Origin of the sequence: Klebsiella sp. K-Nf6 (assembly GCF_002806655.1) — a bacterium.
GTDB lineage: Bacteria > Pseudomonadota > Gammaproteobacteria > Enterobacterales > Enterobacteriaceae > Klebsiella > Klebsiella variicola.
Window position 1 is genome coordinate 457,907 of record NZ_PIBN01000001.1, and the last position, 19,549, is coordinate 477,455.

Here is a 19,549-nt window from a genome sequence, read left to right on the forward strand (position 1 = left end):
GCTACTATGTTTACACCACGCCTGGCGGTACTCGGCGCGGGACTGATGGGCGTCGGCATCGCCTGTCATTTCGCCCGTCACGGTCACGCCGTCCGCCTGTATGACACCGATCCGCAGCGTCTCGCCGAGGTTCCGGCGGTGGCCAGCGCCATCCTGTGCGAGCTGGAGGCCAGCGGCCAGCAGGATCCCGCCGACCGCGACGCCGTGCTGGCCCGTCTGACCCCCACCCCGGCGCTGAATACCCTGGCCGACACCACGCTGCTGATAGAAGCGATCCCCGAGCGGCTACCACTGAAGCACGCCCTGTATGCCGAACTGGAAACGCTGATCGCCGACGAGGCGATTATCGCCAGCAACACCAGCGGCCTGCCGCCGGACTCGCTGGCGCAGGGCATGCGCCACCCTGAACGGCTGCTGATCGCCCACTTCTGGCATCCGCCGCACCTGATCCCGCTGGTGGAAGTGGTGCCCGGGAGCGCCACACTGCCCCATCTGGCGCGCCAGGTGAGCGACTTTTGCGCCGCCTGCGCGCTGGAAGCGGTGGTGCTCAATCGCGCCGCGCCGGGCTTTGTCGGCAACCGGCTGCAGTTCGCCCTGCTGCGCGAAGCACTGCATATCGTCCACAGCGGCATTGCCTCTGCCGAGGTGGTGGACCAGGTGATGCGCGCCTCGCTGGGCCGCCGCTATGCGATGGTCGGCCCGCTGGAGGCAGCGGACATGACCGGGCTGGCGACGGTCCAGGATATTTGCCAGCACCTGCTGCCGGAGCTGGCCAGCGGGACGGAGATGATGTCGCTGGTGGCGGAGAAGGTGGCGCGAGGCGACACCGGCGCCCGCAGTGGGCAAGGCTTTTACCGCTGGGATGAGGCGCGGCAACAGCGCATCCAGTCGCGCCGGGAACATCAGCTTCGCTATGCCCTGAAGCCCTAGTATCGCGTTCTGTACCCCTACAATAACAATGAGAGTGAGACGTCGTGATGAGTGTGATAATTGCCCTGGCCGCGCTGGCGTTACTGATGCTGGCGGCCTACCGTGGATACAGCGTGATCCTCTTTGCGCCGATCGCCGCCCTCGGCGCGGTGCTGGTCACCGACCCGGGCGCGGTCGGCCCGGCCTTTACCGGCCTGTTTATGGAAAAAATGGTCGGCTTCGTGAAGCTCTATTTCCCGGTGTTTCTGCTGGGCGCCGTGTTCGGCAAGCTGATTGAGCTGTCGGGGTTCTCGCGGTCGATTGTCGCCGCCGCCATCCGCATCCTCGGACGCCGCCACGCGATCCCGGTGATCGTGCTGGTGTGCGCCCTGCTGACCTACGGCGGGGTGTCGCTGTTTGTGGTGGCCTTTGCCGTCTACCCTTTCGCCGCCGAACTGTTTCGCCAGAGCGGGATCCCCAAACGGCTGATCCCGGCCACCGTCGCCCTCGGGGCATTCTCATTTACCATGGACGCCCTGCCCGGCACGCCGCAGATCCAGAATATTATTCCCACCAGCTTCTTCGGCACCAACGCCTGGGCGGCCCCCTGGCTGGGGCTTATCGGCTCGCTGTTCATCATCATCTTCGGTTTGCTGTGGCTGGAGCGTCAGCGCCGCAAAGCGCAGGCCCGCGGCGAAGGCTATGGGACCGACCTGCAAAATGAGCCGGAAACCCCGGATGACATCGATCTGCCGCATCCGCTGATCGCTATCGCCCCGTTGCTGTTAGTAGGGGTACTGAATCTGCTGTTTACCCACTGGATCCCGCAGTGGTACGGCGCCAGCCATGAGCTCACCCTGCCGGGTCTGGCGAAGCCTGTCGTCACCGAAGTGGGGAAAATCACCGCCATCTGGGCGGTACAGGCGGCGCTGCTCTCCGGCATTGTGCTGGTGCTGGTCTGCGGCTATCGCAATATCCGTGGCCGGCTGGCGGAGGGGAGCCGAACGGCGGTCGGCGGCGCTATTCTCGCGGCGATGAACACCGCCTCTGAGTACGGATTCGGCGCGGTTATCGCCGCCCTGCCGGGTTTCCTGGTGCTGTCGAAAGCCCTCGCGGCCATTCCCAATCCGCTGTTAAACGAGGCGATCAGCGTCACGGTGCTGGCCGGGATCACCGGCTCGGCCTCCGGGGGGATGAGCATCGCGCTGGCGGCGATGTCCGAGACCTTTGTCGCCGCCGCCCACGCCGCCAATATTCCGCTCGAGGTCCTGCACCGCGTCGCCGCCATGGCCAGCGGCGGCATGGATACCCTGCCGCATAACGGGGCGGTGATCACCCTGCTGGCGATCACCGGCCTGAGCCATCGCCAGGCCTACGGCGGCATTTTCGCCATCACAGTGATCAAAAGCCTCGCGGTACTGTTTGTCATTGCCACGTTCTATGTGACCGGCATTGTCTGATACCAGATTGAAGGAGTAATAAAATGAATTTGCACGGTAAAACGGCGCTGGTCACCGGCTCCACCAGCGGGATCGGTTTAGGGATCGCCAAAGTGCTGGCTCAGGCGGGCGCGCAGGTGGTGCTCAATGGCTTCGGCGACAGCAGCCACGCCCGCGCTGAAGTCGCCGCGCTGGGCAAGATCCCCGGCTATCACGACGCCGACCTGCGCGACGTCGGGCAGATCGAGGCGATGATGCACTATGCCGAAAGCACCTTCGGTGGCGTCGATATCGTGATCAATAACGCCGGCATCCAGCACGTCGCCCCGGTGGATCAGTTTCCGGTGGACAAATGGAACGATATTATCGCGATCAATCTCTCCAGCGTCTTCCACACCACTCGCCTGGCGCTGCCGGGCATGCGCCAGCGCAACTGGGGGCGCATCATCAACATAGCCTCAGTGCATGGCCTGGTGGCGTCGAAAGAGAAATCGGCCTACGTCGCCGCCAAGCACGCGGTGGTCGGGCTGACCAAAACCGTGGCCCTGGAAACCGCGCGCAGCGGCATTACCTGCAACGCCATCTGCCCGGGCTGGGTGCTGACCCCGCTGGTGCAGCAGCAGATCGATAAGCGCATCGCCGAGGGGGTCGATCCGGAGCAGGCCAGCGCCCAGCTGCTGGCGGAAAAACAGCCCTCCGGGGAGTTTGTCACCCCGCAGCAACTGGGCGAAATGGCGCTGTTTCTGTGCAGCGACGCCGCCGCCCAGGTGCGCGGCGCCGCGTGGAACATGGATGGCGGCTGGGTGGCGCAGTAGACGAACTCGGGGAGTCTGGTAATGGCTCCCCTGTTACTGCAGCGACAGGCTGACTAACCGCCAATTGACTTCAAGGTGGCAGCTGCAGTGATCAATACGCCAATCACCACAGGATAAAAAACAGCATAAATGATATAACACTCGATTTTCCGGTCTCTGGTATAGAAACAGATGGTGTTACCAATACTAATGAGAGACCCCAGGAAACCAACGGTGGCTAAAACAGCTATAAACGTTAATAGCCAGTAATATGCCCCCCCCACACCACGGTTGCTGAGACAACCCAACATTGCCAGCGCTTGCAACAAACACAGTGCCATTGCGCCGGAGCAATTTTCACAAATTTTGCCGTAAAGTCTGAATGTTGACCACACCTGTAAATTAATTTTATTCACTGACCACTCCTTGTTTAAGGCAGCAAATGATTTAACCCTGTGAAATTCAATTTCTATTTCCTGAAATACTTAAAAGCATTAATTTAATCAGCTAATACAATAACCTACTGTTGAAAACAATAAAAAACACATTGCAGTTACATATTAATATCACCCCTCCTTTCTCTCGGGAAATTATTAGTTAGTTAACCAAAAAAGACTTTCCTCAATCTAGTCTCCCTGCATATTAAAACGTGACCGGGCAAAGGCATCATAGACTTGCTGACTGGTAAATGCCGGGAAGGTCGCCCGTGCTGCCGCTTCGCGCAGCGCGGCGCAGTATGCTTTATTTCCCTCGACGGCGTCGATTTTTTCCAGTTTACCATCGCGGGCAAACTCAAGATGCAGACGGCACTTTTTCCCGTGCCACGCATATCGATCGGCAAGCTGGGCCTCCAGCGCTTTTTTAATCGCCCTTGCCTGCTGCCCATATTCATCCTCGTCGCTAAAACGTCCGGAGCTACAGCTGCCGAGGGCCGAGGTTTTATGGCAATCTGACGGGTGCAGCGGCGTGCAGCCGCTAAGCACCGCAAGCAACATCACCTGCATCACTCTTTTTTTCATAATCCTTCCCTGTTTGTACAAGCACTGAAAGACCGCCTAACTGTAACGTGAAAGCAAGAGCATGCGGCCTGCCAATTATCAGGGGAGACAATTAAAACATCGCCAGAAAGCGTTTCACCGTGCGCGAACGCTCAAAGCGCCGCCAGGCGATGGCGATGTCGGTCTTCAGCGGCGCCCCGCTGAGCGGGTGATAGCTGACGTTCGGCTGCTGAATGCAGGTCATCGACTGCGGGACCAGCGCGAAGCCGAACCCGGCATTGACCATGCTCAGCGACGACGAAATCTGCGACGACTGCCAGGCACGCTCCATGTCGATTCCGGCGCGCAGGCAGCTGTTGTACACCAGCTCATACAGCCCGGGGGCCACCTCCCGCGGGAAGAGGATCGGCGCCACGTCGCGCAGCTGCTCCAGAGCCAGGGTCGGCTGCGTCGCCAGCGGGTTATCGCGCGGCAGCGCGATGACCATCGGCTCCTCATCAATAATCCGCAGATTAAAGGCTTTACTGCTCTCGCACGGCAGACGGACGAAGGCGATATCCAGCTCGGCCTCGCTCAGGGCGGTCATCAGATTGGCCATATTGTCTTCCATCTGGTGCAGGGTCACCCCGGGGTGGTCGAGCTGAAAACGATGCAGCAACGTGAAGATTTGCGGATGGAAAGCATCAGAGCTGGTAATGCCTAGCGACAGGCTGCCGTTCATCCCACGCGCAATGCCCTTGGCCTTCTCCAGCGCCGCATCGCTCATGGCGAGGATCTGGCGGGCATCCTCATAGAACGACTCTCCCGCTTCCGTCAGCTCCACCCCGCGGGTTAAACGCCGAAACAGCGGGGTCCCCACCTCTCGCTCAAGTCGCTGAATTTGCTGACTTAACGGAGGTTGTGAAATACCCAGTTCCTTAGCGGCCTGGGTGAAGTGCCGCGTCCTGGCGACGGCGACAAAATAACGAAGATAACGAAGTTCCATATCGAAAACGTCTCAAACCAGCATGGTTTCTATATTGGAACTGTGAGCTGAATCGGGTCAACATTTATTTAACCTTTCTTATATTTGTTGAACGAGGAAGTGGTATATGAATCACTCTGCTGAATGCACCTGCGAAGAGAGACTGTGCGAAACCCTACGGGCGTTTTCCGCGCAGCATCCGGAGAGCGTGCTCTATCAGACATCGCTCATGAGCGCCCTGCTGAGCGGGGTTTACGAAGGCAGCACCACCATCGCGGACCTGCTGAAACACGGCGATTTCGGCCTTGGGACCTTTAATGAGCTGGACGGGGAGCTGATCGCCTTCAGCAGTCAGGTCTATCAGCTGCGCGCCGACGGTAGCGCGCGCAAAGCCCAGCCGGAGCAGAAAACGCCGTTCGCGGTGATGACCTGGTTCCAGCCGCAGTACCGGAAAACCTTTGACCATCCGGTGAGCCGCCAGCAACTGCACGACGTTATTGACCAGCAAATTCCCTCAGACAACCTGTTCTGCGCCCTGCGCATCGACGGCCATTTCCGCCATGCCCATACCCGCACTGTGCCGCGCCAGACGCCGCCGTACCGGGCGATGACCGACGTCCTCGACGATCAGCCGGTGTTCCGCTTTAACCAGCGCGAAGGGGTGCTGGTTGGCTTCCGTACCCCGCAGCATATGCAGGGGATCAACGTCGCCGGGTATCACGAGCACTTTATTACCGATGACCGCAAAGGCGGTGGTCACCTGCTGGATTACCAGCTCGATCACGGGGTGTTGACCTTCGGCGAAATTCACAAGCTGATGATCGACCTGCCCGCCGACAGCGCGTTCCTGCAGGCCAATCTGCATCCCGATAATCTCGATGCCGCCATCCGTTCCGTAGAAAGTTAAGGGGTTCACATGGACAAACAGTATCCGGTACGCCAGTGGGCGCACGGCGCCGATCTCGTCGTCAGCCAGCTGGAAGCTCAGGGCGTACGTCAGATCTTCGGCATCCCCGGCGCCAAAATCGACAAGGTGTTCGACTCACTGCTGGATTCCTCGATTCGCATTATTCCGGTACGCCACGAAGCCAACGCCGCGTTTATGGCCGCCGCGGTCGGACGCATTACCGGCAAAGCGGGCGTGGCGCTGGTCACCTCCGGTCCGGGCTGTTCCAATCTGATCACCGGCATGGCCACCGCCAACAGCGAAGGTGACCCGGTGGTCGCCCTGGGCGGCGCGGTGAAACGCGCCGATAAGGCGAAGCAGGTCCATCAGAGTATGGATACGGTGGCGATGTTCAGCCCGGTCACCAAATACGCCGTCGAGGTGACGGCGCCGGATGCGCTGGCGGAAGTGGTCTCCAACGCCTTCCGTGCCGCCGAGCAGGGCCGCCCGGGCAGCGCGTTCGTCAGCCTGCCGCAGGATGTGGTCGATGGTCCGGTCAGCGGTAAAGTGCTGCCGGCCAGCCGGGCACCGCAGATGGGCGCCGCGCCGGATGACGCCATCGATCAGGTGGCGAAGCTTATCGCTCAGGCGAAGAACCCGATCTTCCTGCTCGGCCTGATGGCCAGCCAGCCGGAAAACAGCGCGGCGCTGCGCCGTTTGCTGGAGGCCAGCCATATTCCGGTCACCAGCACCTATCAGGCCGCCGGGGCGGTGAATCAGGATAACTTCTCTCGCTTCGCCGGCCGGGTCGGGCTGTTTAACAACCAGGCCGGGGACCGTCTGCTGCAGCTCGCCGACCTGGTGATCTGCATCGGCTACAGCCCGGTGGAATATGAACCGGCGATGTGGAACAGCGGCAACGCGACGCTGGTGCATATCGACGTGCTGCCCGCCTATGAAGAGCGCAACTATACCCCGAATGTCGAGCTGGTGGGCGATATCGCCGGCACCCTCAACAAGCTGGCGCAAAATATCGATCACCGGCTGGTGCTCTCCCCGCAGGCGGCGGAGATCCTCCGCGACCGCCAGCACCAGCGCGAGCTGCTGGACCGCCGCGGCGCGCAGCTGAATCAGTTTGCCCTGCATCCGCTGCGCATCGTTCGCGCCATGCAGGATATCGTCAACAGCGACGTCACGCTGACCGTGGACATGGGCAGCTTCCATATCTGGATCGCCCGCTACCTGTACAGCTTCCGCGCCCGTCAGGTGATGATCTCCAACGGCCAGCAGACCATGGGCGTCGCCCTGCCCTGGGCCATCGGCGCCTGGCTGGTCAATCCTGAGCGCAAAGTGGTCTCCGTCTCCGGCGACGGCGGCTTCCTGCAGTCGAGCATGGAGCTGGAGACCGCCGTCCGCCTGAAAGCCAACGTGCTGCATCTCATCTGGGTCGATAACGGCTACAACATGGTGGCCATCCAGGAAGAGAAAAAATACCAGCGCCTGTCCGGCGTCGAGTTCGGGCCGATGGATTTTAAAGCCTATGCCGAATCCTTCGGCGCCAAAGGGTTTGCCGTGGAAAGCGCCAAGGCGCTGGAACCGACCCTGCGCGCGGCGATGGATGTCGACGGCCCGGCGGTGGTGGCCATCCCGGTGGATTATCGCGATAACCCGCTGCTGATGGGTCAGCTGCATCTGAGTCAGATTCTGTAAGTCATCACAATAAGGAAAGGAAAATGAAAAAAGTCGCACTTGTTACCGGCGCCGGCCAGGGGATTGGTAAAGCTATCGCCCTTCGTCTGGTGAAGGATGGATTTGCCGTGGCCATTGCCGATTATAACGATGCCACCGCCAAAGCGGTCGCCTCGGAAATCAACCAGGCCGGCGGACACGCCGTGGCGGTGAAAGTGGATGTTTCCGACCGCGATCAGGTGTTTGCCGCCGTCGAACAGGCACGCAAAACGCTGGGCGGCTTCGACGTCATCGTCAATAACGCCGGTGTGGCGCCGTCCACGCCGATCGAGTCCATCACCCCGGAGATTGTCGACAAAGTCTACAACATCAACGTCAAAGGGGTGATCTGGGGCATTCAGGCGGCGGTCGAGGCCTTTAAGAAAGAGGGTCACGGCGGGAAAATCATCAACGCCTGTTCCCAGGCCGGCCACGTCGGCAACCCGGAGCTGGCGGTGTATAGCTCCAGCAAATTCGCGGTACGCGGCTTAACCCAGACCGCCGCTCGCGACCTCGCGCCGCTGGGCATCACGGTCAACGGCTACTGCCCGGGGATTGTCAAAACGCCAATGTGGGCCGAAATTGACCGCCAGGTGTCCGAAGCCGCCGGTAAACCGTTGGGTTACGGTACCGCCGAGTTCGCCAAACGCATCACTCTCGGTCGGCTGTCCGAGCCGGAAGATGTCGCCGCCTGCGTCTCCTATCTTGCCAGCCCGGATTCTGATTACATGACCGGTCAGTCATTGCTGATCGACGGCGGGATGGTATTTAACTAATAAAAAATAAGCTCTGACATGGCTTGCCCCTGCTTTCACGCAGGGGCTTTTTTTGTTTGGGTGTAAGCATCCCAGCAAAACGAAGCATCAATATTTGCGGGCTTCTGGCGTTCCTACTTACGCTTCTGGCACGACGTGGGCAATCTGACTGGGATGAAGGTCTGATTTGAGCGAGGAGCGGAAGTTCGGGAACGGGATAGCTCCATTGATGACTTTATGCTACGTGTTAAACCACAGGTAATGGAGTTGCTGCCGGAGAAAGTAGTATTCTTTAGACTGAGATCTTTTGAAAGGAACTGTAGTTGCTATAAAATTGAGGAACCAAATTTTTTAGCTTTTAAAAAATAAAATATTATCTCTTTTAGAAATTAGATAAGCAGGAGAAAAGCTATGATATCGGTAATAAAGGACCTATTTAGTAACCAAGTGGTTTCCGCAGTCATTCTTACTATCATTGGAGCGATTACAAAAAAGTATATTCAGTTTCATCGCAGAGACTTTTTTTCACGCTCATCCTCCGAGCAGATAAAAGCAGTCGAATGGCTTAGAACCTCTTCTGTACCCATCTCCGATCCGTTAGCAAAGGCGGAACAGCAGTTCCGCCTACAGTCGTTCGGACTGCATAGAGATTGGCATTTATCTTATAAAATCATATGCTTGAGTTCCGATTATGCACAGTCATTAATTCCGTCCTTGAAGGCAGTCTTGCGTTATCAGGGCATGTACACAATTACTAACGGGAATATATACCCTCATAAATTCCATAAGTGGATAATACCTTTTGTGTTAATATCGTTGCTATTATATATCGGTGCTGAGATATACAGAGGTTCTTCACAGAGTGATGGTATAGAGATTTTGAAATCTCTATACGTCGTTATTGTGGCTTTTATAGTATGGTGTTGGGTCGCTGCTTGTGCTCTGAGAGTATCAAGCATCAGTAAAAAGCTCAATGCCTATATCCCACCCGCAAACGATTTTAAATCCAAGACATACGATTTCAGTTCAATACTCAATAATAGATATCCCTAGCCTGCTGATCTGCTTCCCGTAAATACTGATACCTGGCAGTAAGCGAGATCCGCTTCTGGCACGGCGCGAACTGTTAACTGAGCCAAAGGTCCGCCATGAGCGAGGAGCGGACATTTTTCTTCGTCCTCTACTTCGTCCATTCTTTATGCAGTAACGCATAGATGTATGTGTCGTCATACCTTGCCTTACCCTCCTCGTTTTCAAAGGAGACAAATTCTTTAAAACATCCTTCACGTCGCATAAGTAGTCGCTCGCATAGTTTTTGAGAGGAGTAATTATAATCTTCCACCCAGGCATACAAACGTCTGGCGCCTTTTACTTTAAATAAATAATCAAACAGTGCAGCAACTGACTCGCTTGCATATCCCTGATGTTCAAAACGTTGATTAAAATGCCAGCCTACTGACCAGGTATTGCTGTCTGGCTCGTTGCTATTGTCCGCAAAAAGATGTCCGATTAACGTATCGGTTTCATTTAGACAAACGGCAAACTGTGTTGGGTCAGAGGCTCGTTTAGCCACGTCGACCTCTGCCTCAGCGAGTGAATGTAACTTTTCATCCTTAAAGCAAGGAGTACGTGGTGAAGAGAGGTAATCGAAAAGAGCTGCCGCATCCTCTTCCTTAAAATGGCGAATGATTAATCTTTGAGTGGTAATGATGGTCATAATGTCCTTGATAATGTAATGCCAGCCAGTTCAGCAAGAAGTCTGCTTTAAACTGGCCGGAACACAGGGCAGAGATTAGCCGTTCCGGCTATTCCCCAGTCTGTATTTTCGCATGCCTGTAAATCGTGTGATCGTCACGAAAAATACCGGAACAAAGAAAATGGCCAGTAGCGTTCCGCTAATCATCCCGCCGAATACACCGGTACCAATCGCATGCTGCGTGCTGTCGCTGGCTCCACTGGCAAGCATCAGCGGAACAACACCTAATGTGAAAGCCAGAGAAGTCATCAGAATTGGCCGTAAGCGTAGCTTTGCAGCCGTCAATGTGGCGTCAATAAGGCTCTTTCCTTCTTTCATCAATTGTCTCGCGAACTCGATAATCAGAATCGCATTCTTGGCGGAAAGTCCAATCAGGGTTATCAGACCCACTTTGAAAAAGACGTCATTCGTCATATTTGTAACGGATACGGCCAGCACAGCGCCGAGCAGCCCCAGAGGAACAACGAGCATGACCGCGAAGGGAATGGACCAGCTTTCGTAAAGAGCAGCCAGCACCATGAATACCACCAGTACCGAGAGCACAATAAGACCCGGAAGCTGTGATGCAGACTCTTTTTCCTGTAACGAACTTCCCGCCCACTCACCGGCGAACCCCGGTGGTAAGTGCTTAGCCAGATTGTCCATTGCCGCCATTGCGGTACCTGACGATTTTCCCTGTGCGGAACTCCCGGTTATGCGTATGGCAGGATATCCCTGATAGCGTATCAGTTGCTGCGGTGCAACATTCCACGAAAGCGTCACAAAAGTGGATAATGGAAGCATCTGCCCCAGACGGTTTTTAACAGACAAAGCCAAAAGTTGTTCAGGCTGCATCCGGTATGGCGCATCCGCCTGGACGATAACCTGCTGAACCCGACCATTATTGGTATAGTCATTAACATAATTGGAACCTGCTGCAACGGAAATGGTTTGATTTATTTCATCAAACGAAACCCCCATGGCTTCCGCTTTTTCCCTGTCGACATGCAGGGAAAGGCTTGTTCCCTCACCAAGTCCATCAATATAGACATCGGCAAGGTGAGGATTATGATTTGCCTGTACAATAAGCTCATCGGCCGCCTTTTTGAGTGCCTGATAGCCTTTCCCCCCTCTGTCCTGTAAATAATAAGTGAACCCGGATGAGGTTCCCATATCAGAAATAGCCGGAGGCAGCAGACTCATTGTTACGGCGTCCGGCACGTTTGCCATTTGGGACCGAATATGGTCAGCTTCTTCCTGTGCCGTGGTTCCTTTGCGTTGTCTCCAGTCCTTGAGGGTGGTGAATGCCATGGCCGAATTTTGGCCTGACCCTGAAAAACCAAATCCCAGAATCATAATGTTACTTTCTACCGCCTGCCGATGGGCGATCTCCTCTTCAAATGTATCGACGACCTTAAGCGTCCGCTGCATCGTGGCATCAGAAGGAAGCTGGATTGAGGACATAAAATAACCCTGATCTTCATCGGGTAAAAATGATGATGGTAAGGTGGACAGCCCGGCAAACAATGCCAAACATAATGCAGCGTAGATCATCATCATACGGCCAGTACGCTTCAGTACAAATCCCAGACCAGTGGCGTAAAACGAAGTCAGGCGATGAAAGTGAGCGTTAAACCACGCTGAAAATACGCTGCTTTTACCCTGATGAATAACATGTGGTTTGAGCAGGGTTGCACAAAGCGCAGGCGTTAACGTCAGCGCCAGGAATGCCGACAGTAAAATGGATATCGCCATCGAAATGCTGAACTGTCGATAAATAATACCCACAGAACCGCTGGCAAAGGCCATTGGTATAAACACCGCAGTGAGCACCAGCGTAATACCAATGATTGCCGGCGTAATTTCACGCATCGCTTCTCGCGTTGCATCCTGTGGAGACATTTTTTTGTCTTCCATCAGTCGTTCGACGTTCTCCACCACAACAATAGCATCGTCAACAATAATCCCGATGGCCAGTATCATTCCAAACATGGTTAAAATATTGATGGAATAACCGCTTAATAGCATTACGGTAAATGTGCCGAGCAGCGCCACGGGTGCCACAATCGCAGGAATAAGCGTACAGCGTATCTTGTGAAGGAAAAGCAGCATCACGAAAAAGACCAGAACCATGGCTTCAACAAATGTCTCAACTACCTTCAATATCGATAGCTTTACAAATGGAGCCGTATCGAAAGGCACGGTGAATGTCATTCCCTCGGGAAGCACACCGGACAGTTCTGTTAATCGCGCGCGGATACCCGACGCAGTACTAATCGCATTTGCGCCAGGAGACAACTGAATGGCGGCAGCCGTTGCAGGCACGCCATTTTCACGGATGCCAAATGCGTAACTTTGCAACCCGGATTCCACGCGGGCAACGTCTGCCAGTGTCACCCGGGCGGCTGAGACCTGTGATTTAATCGTGATATTGCGAAATTCTTCAACCGAAGAGAGCTGCCCTTTTACCGTTATTGGATAGGTCACCTCTTGACTGCTCGTCGCGGGTTCATCTCCGGTTCTGCCCGGTGAAACAATCACGTTTTGTTGACTGATGGCGCTTAATACATCCGTAACAGAGAGCCCATAGCTGTGTAATTTCATCGGGTCCAGCCATATGCGGAGTGCCTTTTCTCCGCCAAAAAGCTGGACTTTACCTACACCAGATACGCGACGGAGTTCATCAGTAACATTCCTTGCAAAATAATCGCTTAAGTCAGCTTCCTGATAGGCTCCGCTTGGCGATTTTAACCCCACCATCATTAAAAAACCGGAATTAGCTGCCTCAACATTTATCCCATTCTGTCTTACCGACTGCGGCAGGCGGGATTCCACAATTTTAATTTGGTTTTGCAGATCCATCTGGGCGAGTTTGATGTCGGTGCCGGGTTTGAAAGTTACCGTAATTGACGCCATCCCTGTCGTGTCACTGGAAGATTCAAAATAGAGTAAATTGTCAACACTCGAAATTTCACGCTCGATCAGAGACACGACGGATGTGTTCATCACTTCCGGGCTGGCTCCAGGGTAACTCACTGAAATGATAATACCGGGTGGCGCAACTTCAGGGTATTGCGCAACCGGTAAACGAGGTATGGACAACAGTCCCGTCAGAACAATAAACAGGGCAATAACCCATGCGAAGATGGGTCGCTCAATGAAAAAGTGCGGCATCAGGTGTACTTCCAGTCAACATTCAAAGGGTAAAAGTTCAGCATGGTTTTCCTGACAAAGAGGTCTCATCGTCTGTCGAAACCCGTTTACCGATATCCCTGAGCTGGGAAAATTTCTCAAGAAGTTGTGGTGCGTCATCCAGGCTTGTTGCAAACATCCACATATAGGTCATGACGGAATAAATATGTCCGGCATTAATTCCGGATTCCATGCTCATCCTGATAATGGTCATGGAAAAGAGAGCAGAGACCAGAAGGCCTATTGATAAATATCCCCATGCCTCTCTGTCGGATAACACTACGCGCAGACGGGCAAGTGTGTCATAATGTCGCTTAAGAGCACCAAAAGACGCCTTATTAACATAATCGACCTCTTTCTCAAGGCGATTATTCAGCCGTCTGTAGAATGTCTCATTTTTGCTGGCATAGCTTGAGACAAAACACATCAGTATTGCCACGATGATCAAACAGGCTATACCTGTCCAGAATTCAATCCATAACAGCATAATTGCTGCGCCGAAAAGGGAAATGATCGAGGTGATCAATACGGGCAGGTGCAACTCGAAGAAATCTACAAATTCACGTGATAGAGTGACTCTCGCAGCAATAGTCGAGTGATTAAGTGAATATTTTCGCTGGGATAATACTACAGTCACAGCAAGACTTGCGTAGATACGTGCAAACGTTCGCGTATCGACACTACGTCTGGCGGCTCCCATGCACCACATGAACAGAACCATCAGGCCATAAAGGGCCGCATGTGACGTCTGTCCGCCCAGGATGGCATTTATCGCCATGCCCGCCAGAACGGGGTAGAGCAGGAATGCAACGTTTTCAGCAATAACCAGCATGAAAGTAATGCACAATTTCTTTCTGTGCCGCCAGGCAAGTCTCTTAAGTGAGATAGCAACCCCGGGGGCTATAGGTTTGTTGTTGCCTTTATAAATCATGATAAATTGTATTAAACATATGGGTGTAAAGGTTTCTGCCGTTGTTTTATTATTTCAACTAAGTATAACGTGATGATGTCAACCGTGAATGGATGTTTTATGGAGGATATGTGTACTCACTCCTGAGGTTATGTATCATATTGACATTGCATAATATCAAACCATTCTTATACATAAACATAAAGGTAGTCCGCAAAAGAAAACCATTAAAAAAAATTCATAATAAAAAACAAAATCATAGATATCTGGAAAAGTATTCAAAAGCAGATGTAATACAATGATGGTGTGTATAAACAGTAAAACCAGACCGAATGTTATTGCAATGAAGTTTTTAAAAACTCCAGGTTTTTTCTGAATAATAAATGATAATGCTGTAATGATTATCAAAACACGAATCAGTAAAGATGAGGGTAATGTTGATTCTACTTTTTCATTAATTGAATGCACAAGGTAAAGCCAGGTAGATAGCAACCCATATGAAACGATGCAAAATAAAAGTGAGGCCATCAAATTCTCGCGCCGGAAAAAACATTTAGTCAGCACCATAAAACTCCTTAGACAAAGTACATATTGCATGCACCACTTAACCTGGTTGTAGATTATCACTTAGCGATGTTGATTAATTATTTATAAAATGTGTAGTGAATATGGAGAGTGAGTCTGTTAAAATTTTAAGAAAATTTCTTGATGAACTTTTCCAAAAAGTACCTGTCAAAAGACATCAAATTGAAAATTAATGTTTGTAATTGAGTTAAAGAGCTTTAAGCATGACGATAAAAGTGCTTTCAGGGTAAAATGCATGTTGTCATCAGCACTGTGGAAGAAAATATGAACAACAACAATCTGATTATCGTCGCAGAAGACGATGATGACATCGCTGCCATACTGACAGGCTATTTACGTAAGGCAGGTATGAAAACCTTAAGAGCCGAAGACGGTGAGCAGGCAATCAATCTTACCCGTCTGAACAAGCCTGACCTCCTGCTATTGGACATCCACCTGCCCGTGTACGATGGCTGGAATGTTCTCACCACGTTAAGAAAGGAAACGAATGTACCGGTCATCATGGTGACAGCACTGGATCAAGACGTTGATAAACTGATGGGGCTACGGCTCGGGGCTGACGACTATGTGATAAAACCCTTCAATCCATCTGAGGTTATTGCCAGGGTTGAAGCAGTGCTTCGCAGAACCAGACCGGTTGCAGAGTCTACACATTCACGGCCTTTAAGAACGCCTTTTTTAACGATTTATCCTGATGAATTTTACGTTGAAATCACTGCACAAGGTGAGGTTTCCACGCCAGTATTAACCACCACTGAGTTTAAACTTTTAACCTATCTGGCGAGAAACCCGAGAAAAGTCTGTTCACGTGAAGAGTTACTCGATGCGTGTTTACCTGAGGGAGACTCGCTGGATCGTACTGTAGACAGTCATATGAGTAAACTTCGGAAAAAGCTTGAACATGCCGGATTGAGGGGCATTCCGGAAAGCATCCGAGGATTAGGCTACCGGTTGGGTGACAAAAAATGAACAAAGAAACAATTCTGAGCCGTCAGATTTTGACATATATGTTGTTGTTAACGTTTGTTATTATTACCATTGCAATACTCGGTTCCTACTTATTTTATAGTTTCCTGATTTATTACCTGCCGGGTGGAATGAACGAAGGTAGTGAAGATGCTATGACATTCCTTGACTGGATGTGGATTCTGATGGCGTCCATTACCAGTCTGGTCGTTGCACTTTTCTTTACCGTAAAGCTGTCTGCAAGAATATTCAACCCACTGAATGACGTTGCATACAGCCTGAAACAAATCTCTCGGGGGAACCTTAGTGCCAGAGCATTTAACAGCAGTTCTAAGTTGGGAGAGATGAATAGGCTCGTCAATGACTTTAATGAGATGGCTGAAAAGTTACAGACGCTGGATGCGCAGCGAAATTTATGGAATGCTGCAATTGCTCATGAACTCCGGACGCCGGTGACTATCTTACGTGGGAGGCTTCAGGGACTGGTTGACGGCGTTTTCGAACCAGAACCGTCGTTATTCAGAAACCTTCTTAAACAAACTGAAGGTCTGACCAACTTAATTGAGGATCTCCGCGTCGTGAGTTCATCAGGAGGAGCAGGATACTCCTTGATGCTGAGTGAAGTCGATCTCAAGGCCACGATTTCAAATGCGCTTGATACCTTTTGGCCGGACTTTGATAAAAAGCATTTCAAAATTGTCACTGAGATTAACCATCAGTATTGCGTTTGCGATCCCTTACGCATTATTCAGTGCCTCACCGTTCTTTTTGATAATGCCTTGAAATATTCCACATCACAAACGCTTTTAATAAAAAATGGTATTACAGGAAACGATAATTTTATTATCGTTCAGGACAAAGGACCTGGAATTCCTGAAGAACTCCAGAAGTCCTTATTCCAGCCTTTTCAACGAGGAGAATACGCCAAAAATATTAATCCAGAGGGCTGTGGTTTAGGGTTGTCGGTAGTTAAAGCCATTATGTGCGCCCACGGCGGAGACGTTAGCTATAGTTTAACACCAGAAAATGGCTCACTTTTCAAACTCTCATGGCCTGTTTAAGGGCATGAATACACAGGCTCGATCGAACCTGTTTTAGCAACAGACAGATCCCACATACTGCCGAGTTTTGCGTCCCAAATTGATGGGGTGATTTTAAGTTTGCCTCTTTTGGGACTTAATGTTATTTCGCTGAAATAGATATCATCTCCTTTTAGCATAAGATCGACGCGGCAGTAGTCTATTTCTTTTGCTAAGTCCTGGGCGGCAATAACGGATTTATGAAATGATTCTGGTTCATCAACCGGCAATGGCGTGTTTGGGTATTCCATCTGAAAGGGTTGTAAATTCCACGCTCTGTCATAAACGTTAATGAATTCGTTTCCATCGCTGTCAGTAAAGTCGGCCTCGATAAAACATGCCACACCGTGAAAGCAATGTATTCTTATCATTTCCGGAGTTATATTCCGGTGTTTACTGGAAAATAGATCCAGATACATTTCGCATAGGATCACGGGTGGTATGTTTTTATACTGCCATTCTCGGGTCGTATAATACATATTCTTTTTAAGAGATAGTTTTAATTTGCTTTTAACCTTAGCGGGATCAATATTCGTTTTATCCGTGCATATGACCGCGCTACCACTATCATGATTGCATTTCAAAACAAATTTTGAGGGAAGTTTGTCGAAATCAATATCATCAACTCTGTTATAAACACCTACTAAAGGAATAAGCTTAATTAAATTAGTCCGTTTCTCAACATACTGCCTGACCAGAAGTTTATCAGCAAGCAATGTATAAAATGGGTTGTGGATAAATAAAATGCGATGGCAAATTTTCTCATTAAGCGTTACAGGGTTGAGTAAATCCGGATATGTGCCAGATATTTCTCTTAACCTGTCTGCATGAAATGAAATGTCATTAGTCAAAATTGTTCTGCATTTTCTCAACAAATATTCAATGTATTTGATTTGATAGTTTATTTTGTTCATAACACCTCCGGTTCAGAAAGGAAATTCTGACAGAGGTTTGTTGATTTATTTTTTGCAAATTATGGAGAGTATATGGACCGACTTGCTTCTTTATTAACAGAAATTAATCCGGACCATTGTCCGCGCCTTGCACGAATCGGAAAAGTTAACTGCACTGAAGATCCGCTCTGAACGAAGAGCGGATCTTCAGTGCAAAAGAACAGCAAGGCCCGCCTTTGTTATTAATACTGCCTTATCTACAACTGCTGAGTTACCCAGCTGCCATTTTCAGCGAAAAAAACCGTCGCATCGGCTCCATTTACCAGGGATATTTGAGGAGGTATGTGGCCAATATCAACATCATACAGTACGGGCACGGCAACATTCTCAAAAGCGGCTTTAAGGGCATCCAGATAATTATGTTTAGTCGGGTCGCTTACGTCGGGTGCAGCACTTCTGCCGATAAGAACACCATTTACGTTATCAAACCAACCCTGTAATCGTAAGCTAAATAATGCGCGTGTTAATTCACAGGGAGCCATTTCCACATTTTCAAAATAGAGGATTATTCCTTGAGGACTATTGCTCGCCTTGAACAAAGGCACATTCCCGAATGGGGTACCTGCTAACCTGGATATTATTTCGAGGCAGCCGCCGATCAGTTTCCCGCTAAATGTCAGAGAAGATGTAACACCATCAAGGCGTTTCCACTGTGTTTTTTGGGTCAGATTGAAACCTCCGTCTGACGCTGTTCCCCATTGATTTTCATCAGCTTGAAATGCTGTTGAAGAGTACTGTTTGATTACAGTTCCCCGATTCGATTCCAGAATTTCCCATACGGCCTGAGTGGTGGCATCTAACTTTCGAGCGCCAAGATCCATGAGGTTTGGCCCATGCAAAGTAGCCCAGCCCGATATCGTCGTCAGTGGGAAATGAAGTGTACTAAGATCTGAAAAGCCCACAAACCATTTTGGTTTAGACCGGGATAACAGATCAAAATCAATCAAATCAAGCAATTCCATCGCCAGATCACCGCCCCAAGGTGGCATAACAGCTTTTATATCTGGGTCAGTAAGATAAGACATTAATTCTTCAACGCGAGAAAATTTAGTGGCGCTTTTATTTTTGTGCTGCGAGCGTAAGCAGCGTCCTTCGCGGACCTCGTAACCTCTTTTCTTTAGGTTTTTTATGGCGAGTTCCAGTCTGGGATGCAGATGTTCAGGTACGCCAGAAGATGGAGCGGTTACACCAATAACATCTCCTGGAGCCAGCCTGGGCGGAAAGAGGACACTCATGGATAAATCCTTTTCAGAACATATAGAATTCCATAATCCATAAATGAAACCAGGATGTAAAATCAACAGGCGAACACTCCGCTTGTTTTTTCTGTGAACCTAAAAAAGGTCTGCTCATGGCACCCAAGGGACTTTACCGGCGTAGATGATGCGTCAGGCAACTAATCCTCAAAAGTGCTTACTGCTTATTCGCGGGACCGCCGTCTGATTTGGGTTGGATCATGACGATTACTCTTTTAGCTATTCCCGGGGTCGTTTAGCTATCCGGTTCGCCAGGGAACATGACCGAGCTAATACCCTCAAGCGATGAGTAACGACCGTGTTGTTTGAGCAGCGGCTGGGGCTGCAGATCGCCGCGACGGTTCGCGGCGGTGGCGTATCGTGGGAGATCGAACGGCAGCGTGGCCCTGGCATCTCGTAA

General features: G+C 51.4%; 18 protein-coding genes and 2 pseudogenes. 10 read left to right on the top strand and 10 right to left on the bottom strand.

Features of this window, described 5'->3' with window-relative positions; genetic code table 11:
• The first annotated feature begins 6 nt into the window (after positions 1–6).
• Genes CWM61_RS02280 through CWM61_RS02290 form a run of 3 tightly spaced genes read left to right on the top strand, consistent with a single transcriptional unit; the run spans position 7 to position 3,163 of the window.
• Complete coding sequence (locus CWM61_RS02280) at positions 7–930, top strand: 3-hydroxyacyl-CoA dehydrogenase family protein (protein WP_074385616.1); 924 nt, start codon at positions 7–9, stop codon at positions 928–930.
• A 44-nt stretch (positions 931–974) separates the two neighbouring features.
• Positions 975–2,369 (top strand): GntP family permease, encoded by a 1,395-nt coding sequence (locus tag CWM61_RS02285; protein WP_008804551.1) that lies wholly within the window; start codon positions 975–977, stop codon positions 2,367–2,369.
• Positions 2,370–2,392: 23 nt separating this feature from the next.
• A complete protein-coding gene (locus CWM61_RS02290) occupies positions 2,393–3,163 on the top strand; it encodes a 3-hydroxybutyrate dehydrogenase (RefSeq protein ID WP_074385615.1) in 771 nt (256 codons plus the stop codon).
• A gap of 53 nt (positions 3,164–3,216) precedes the next feature.
• On the opposite strand, the gene CWM61_RS02295 is transcribed toward CWM61_RS02290, so the two are convergent.
• From CWM61_RS02295 to CWM61_RS02305, 3 genes are all read right to left on the bottom strand, one after another.
• Complete coding sequence (locus CWM61_RS02295) at positions 3,217–3,558, bottom strand: hypothetical protein (RefSeq protein ID WP_074385614.1); 342 nt, start codon at positions 3,556–3,558, stop codon at positions 3,217–3,219.
• Between the two features lie 210 nt (positions 3,559–3,768).
• Positions 3,769–4,161: a cell envelope integrity TolA C-terminal domain-containing protein gene (locus tag CWM61_RS02300; protein ID WP_074385613.1), complete on the bottom strand. Its 393-nt coding sequence runs from the start codon at positions 4,159–4,161 to the stop codon at positions 3,769–3,771.
• A gap of 91 nt (positions 4,162–4,252) precedes the next feature.
• Positions 4,253–5,125, bottom strand: a complete 873-nt coding sequence (locus CWM61_RS02305) for a LysR family transcriptional regulator (protein WP_004145376.1) — start codon at positions 5,123–5,125, stop codon at positions 4,253–4,255.
• Positions 5,126–5,231: 106 nt separating this feature from the next.
• On the opposite strand from CWM61_RS02305, the gene budA reads away from it, so the two are divergent.
• From budA to CWM61_RS02325, 4 genes are all read left to right on the top strand, one after another.
• Positions 5,232–6,011, top strand: a complete 780-nt coding sequence (gene budA / locus CWM61_RS02310; RefSeq protein WP_100630622.1) for an acetolactate decarboxylase — start codon at positions 5,232–5,234, stop codon at positions 6,009–6,011.
• A 9-nt stretch (positions 6,012–6,020) separates the two neighbouring features.
• A complete protein-coding gene (gene alsS / locus CWM61_RS02315; RefSeq protein ID WP_100630623.1) occupies positions 6,021–7,700 on the top strand; it encodes an acetolactate synthase AlsS in 1,680 nt (559 codons plus the stop codon).
• 23 nt (positions 7,701–7,723) lie between these two features.
• Entirely contained in the window at positions 7,724–8,494 is a 771-nt protein-coding gene (locus CWM61_RS02320; RefSeq protein ID WP_008804546.1) for a (S)-acetoin forming diacetyl reductase, read from the top strand.
• A 390-nt stretch (positions 8,495–8,884) separates the two neighbouring features.
• Positions 8,885–9,526, top strand: a complete 642-nt coding sequence (locus tag CWM61_RS02325) for a hypothetical protein (RefSeq protein WP_004200175.1) — start codon at positions 8,885–8,887, stop codon at positions 9,524–9,526.
• Between the two features lie 127 nt (positions 9,527–9,653).
• Here CWM61_RS02325 and CWM61_RS02330 read toward each other — a convergent pair whose 3' ends face one another.
• The 4 genes from CWM61_RS02330 to CWM61_RS02345 all read right to left on the bottom strand — a co-directional run bounded on the left by CWM61_RS02330 (position 9,654) and on the right by CWM61_RS02345 (position 14,877).
• Complete coding sequence (locus CWM61_RS02330) at positions 9,654–10,190, bottom strand: GNAT family N-acetyltransferase (RefSeq protein ID WP_004151178.1); 537 nt, start codon at positions 10,188–10,190, stop codon at positions 9,654–9,656.
• Positions 10,191–10,265: 75 nt separating this feature from the next.
• Complete coding sequence (gene kexD, locus CWM61_RS02335) at positions 10,266–13,382, bottom strand: multidrug efflux RND transporter permease subunit KexD (protein ID WP_100630624.1); 3,117 nt, start codon at positions 13,380–13,382, stop codon at positions 10,266–10,268.
• A gap of 37 nt (positions 13,383–13,419) precedes the next feature.
• Positions 13,420–14,331 carry an ABC transporter six-transmembrane domain-containing protein gene (locus tag CWM61_RS02340; RefSeq protein ID WP_100630625.1) on the bottom strand — a complete coding sequence of 304 codons (912 nt, stop codon included), beginning with the start codon at positions 14,329–14,331 and terminating at the stop codon, positions 13,420–13,422.
• A gap of 156 nt (positions 14,332–14,487) precedes the next feature.
• Entirely contained in the window at positions 14,488–14,877 is a 390-nt protein-coding gene (locus tag CWM61_RS02345) for a transporter (protein ID WP_004184323.1), read from the bottom strand.
• Between the two features lie 282 nt (positions 14,878–15,159).
• Between CWM61_RS02345 and CWM61_RS02350 the strand changes: the two genes are divergently transcribed.
• The gene (locus CWM61_RS02350; protein WP_032431070.1) at positions 15,160–15,864 is read left to right on the top strand and encodes a response regulator; all 705 of its coding nucleotides are present in this window, start codon (positions 15,160–15,162) and stop codon (positions 15,862–15,864) included.
• A complete protein-coding gene (ccrB, locus tag CWM61_RS02355; protein ID WP_100630626.1) occupies positions 15,861–16,922 on the top strand; it encodes a HAMP domain-containing histidine kinase CrrB in 1,062 nt (353 codons plus the stop codon). The genes CWM61_RS02350 and ccrB overlap by 4 nt, the downstream gene beginning before the upstream one ends.
• Here the strand turns inward: ccrB and CWM61_RS02360 are convergent.
• The 3 genes and pseudogenes from CWM61_RS02360 to CWM61_RS02370 all read right to left on the bottom strand — a co-directional run.
• Positions 16,919–17,854, bottom strand: coding sequence for an ATP-grasp fold amidoligase family protein (locus CWM61_RS02360; RefSeq protein ID WP_043519874.1), 936 nt, complete (start codon positions 17,852–17,854; stop codon positions 16,919–16,921). The two genes, ccrB and CWM61_RS02360, sit on opposite strands and share 4 nt — an antisense overlap.
• Before the next feature lie 236 nt (positions 17,855–18,090).
• Positions 18,091–19,128 (bottom strand): S66 peptidase family protein, encoded by a 1,038-nt coding sequence (locus tag CWM61_RS02365; RefSeq protein ID WP_100630627.1) that lies wholly within the window; start codon positions 19,126–19,128, stop codon positions 18,091–18,093.
• 178 nt (positions 19,129–19,306) lie between these two features.
• A pseudogene (locus tag CWM61_RS02370) lies at positions 19,307–19,378 on the bottom strand (energy transducer TonB); the annotation flags it as partial.
• Between the two features lie 72 nt (positions 19,379–19,450).
• Here CWM61_RS02370 and CWM61_RS30085 point away from each other — a divergent pair.
• Positions 19,451–19,549 (top strand): annotated as a pseudogene (locus CWM61_RS30085) (DUF3363 domain-containing protein); the annotation flags it as partial.

Coding starts and splice junctions, on each gene's coding strand:
- CWM61_RS02280 (WP_074385616.1), top strand. CDS start 7: ATGTTTACACCACGCCTGGCGGTACTCGGCGCGGGACTGATGGGCGTC.
- CWM61_RS02290 (WP_074385615.1), top strand. CDS start 2,393: ATGAATTTGCACGGTAAAACGGCGCTGGTCACCGGCTCCACCAGCGGG.
- CWM61_RS02300 (WP_074385613.1), bottom strand. CDS start 4,161: ATGAAAAAAAGAGTGATGCAGGTGATGTTGCTTGCGGTGCTTAGCGGC.
- CWM61_RS02305 (WP_004145376.1), bottom strand. CDS start 5,125: ATGGAACTTCGTTATCTTCGTTATTTTGTCGCCGTCGCCAGGACGCGG.
- budA (WP_100630622.1), top strand. CDS start 5,232: ATGAATCACTCTGCTGAATGCACCTGCGAAGAGAGACTGTGCGAAACC.
- alsS (WP_100630623.1), top strand. CDS start 6,021: ATGGACAAACAGTATCCGGTACGCCAGTGGGCGCACGGCGCCGATCTC.
- CWM61_RS02320 (WP_008804546.1), top strand. CDS start 7,724: ATGAAAAAAGTCGCACTTGTTACCGGCGCCGGCCAGGGGATTGGTAAA.
- CWM61_RS02325 (WP_004200175.1), top strand. CDS start 8,885: ATGATATCGGTAATAAAGGACCTATTTAGTAACCAAGTGGTTTCCGCA.
- CWM61_RS02330 (WP_004151178.1), bottom strand. CDS start 10,190: ATGACCATCATTACCACTCAAAGATTAATCATTCGCCATTTTAAGGAA.
- kexD (WP_100630624.1), bottom strand. CDS start 13,382: ATGCCGCACTTTTTCATTGAGCGACCCATCTTCGCATGGGTTATTGCC.
- CWM61_RS02340 (WP_100630625.1), bottom strand. CDS start 14,331: ATGATTTATAAAGGCAACAACAAACCTATAGCCCCCGGGGTTGCTATC.
- CWM61_RS02345 (WP_004184323.1), bottom strand. CDS start 14,877: ATGGTGCTGACTAAATGTTTTTTCCGGCGCGAGAATTTGATGGCCTCA.
- CWM61_RS02350 (WP_032431070.1), top strand. CDS start 15,160: ATGAACAACAACAATCTGATTATCGTCGCAGAAGACGATGATGACATC.
- ccrB (WP_100630626.1), top strand. CDS start 15,861: ATGAACAAAGAAACAATTCTGAGCCGTCAGATTTTGACATATATGTTG.
- CWM61_RS02360 (WP_043519874.1), bottom strand. CDS start 17,854: ATGAACAAAATAAACTATCAAATCAAATACATTGAATATTTGTTGAGA.
- CWM61_RS02365 (WP_100630627.1), bottom strand. CDS start 19,128: ATGAGTGTCCTCTTTCCGCCCAGGCTGGCTCCAGGAGATGTTATTGGT.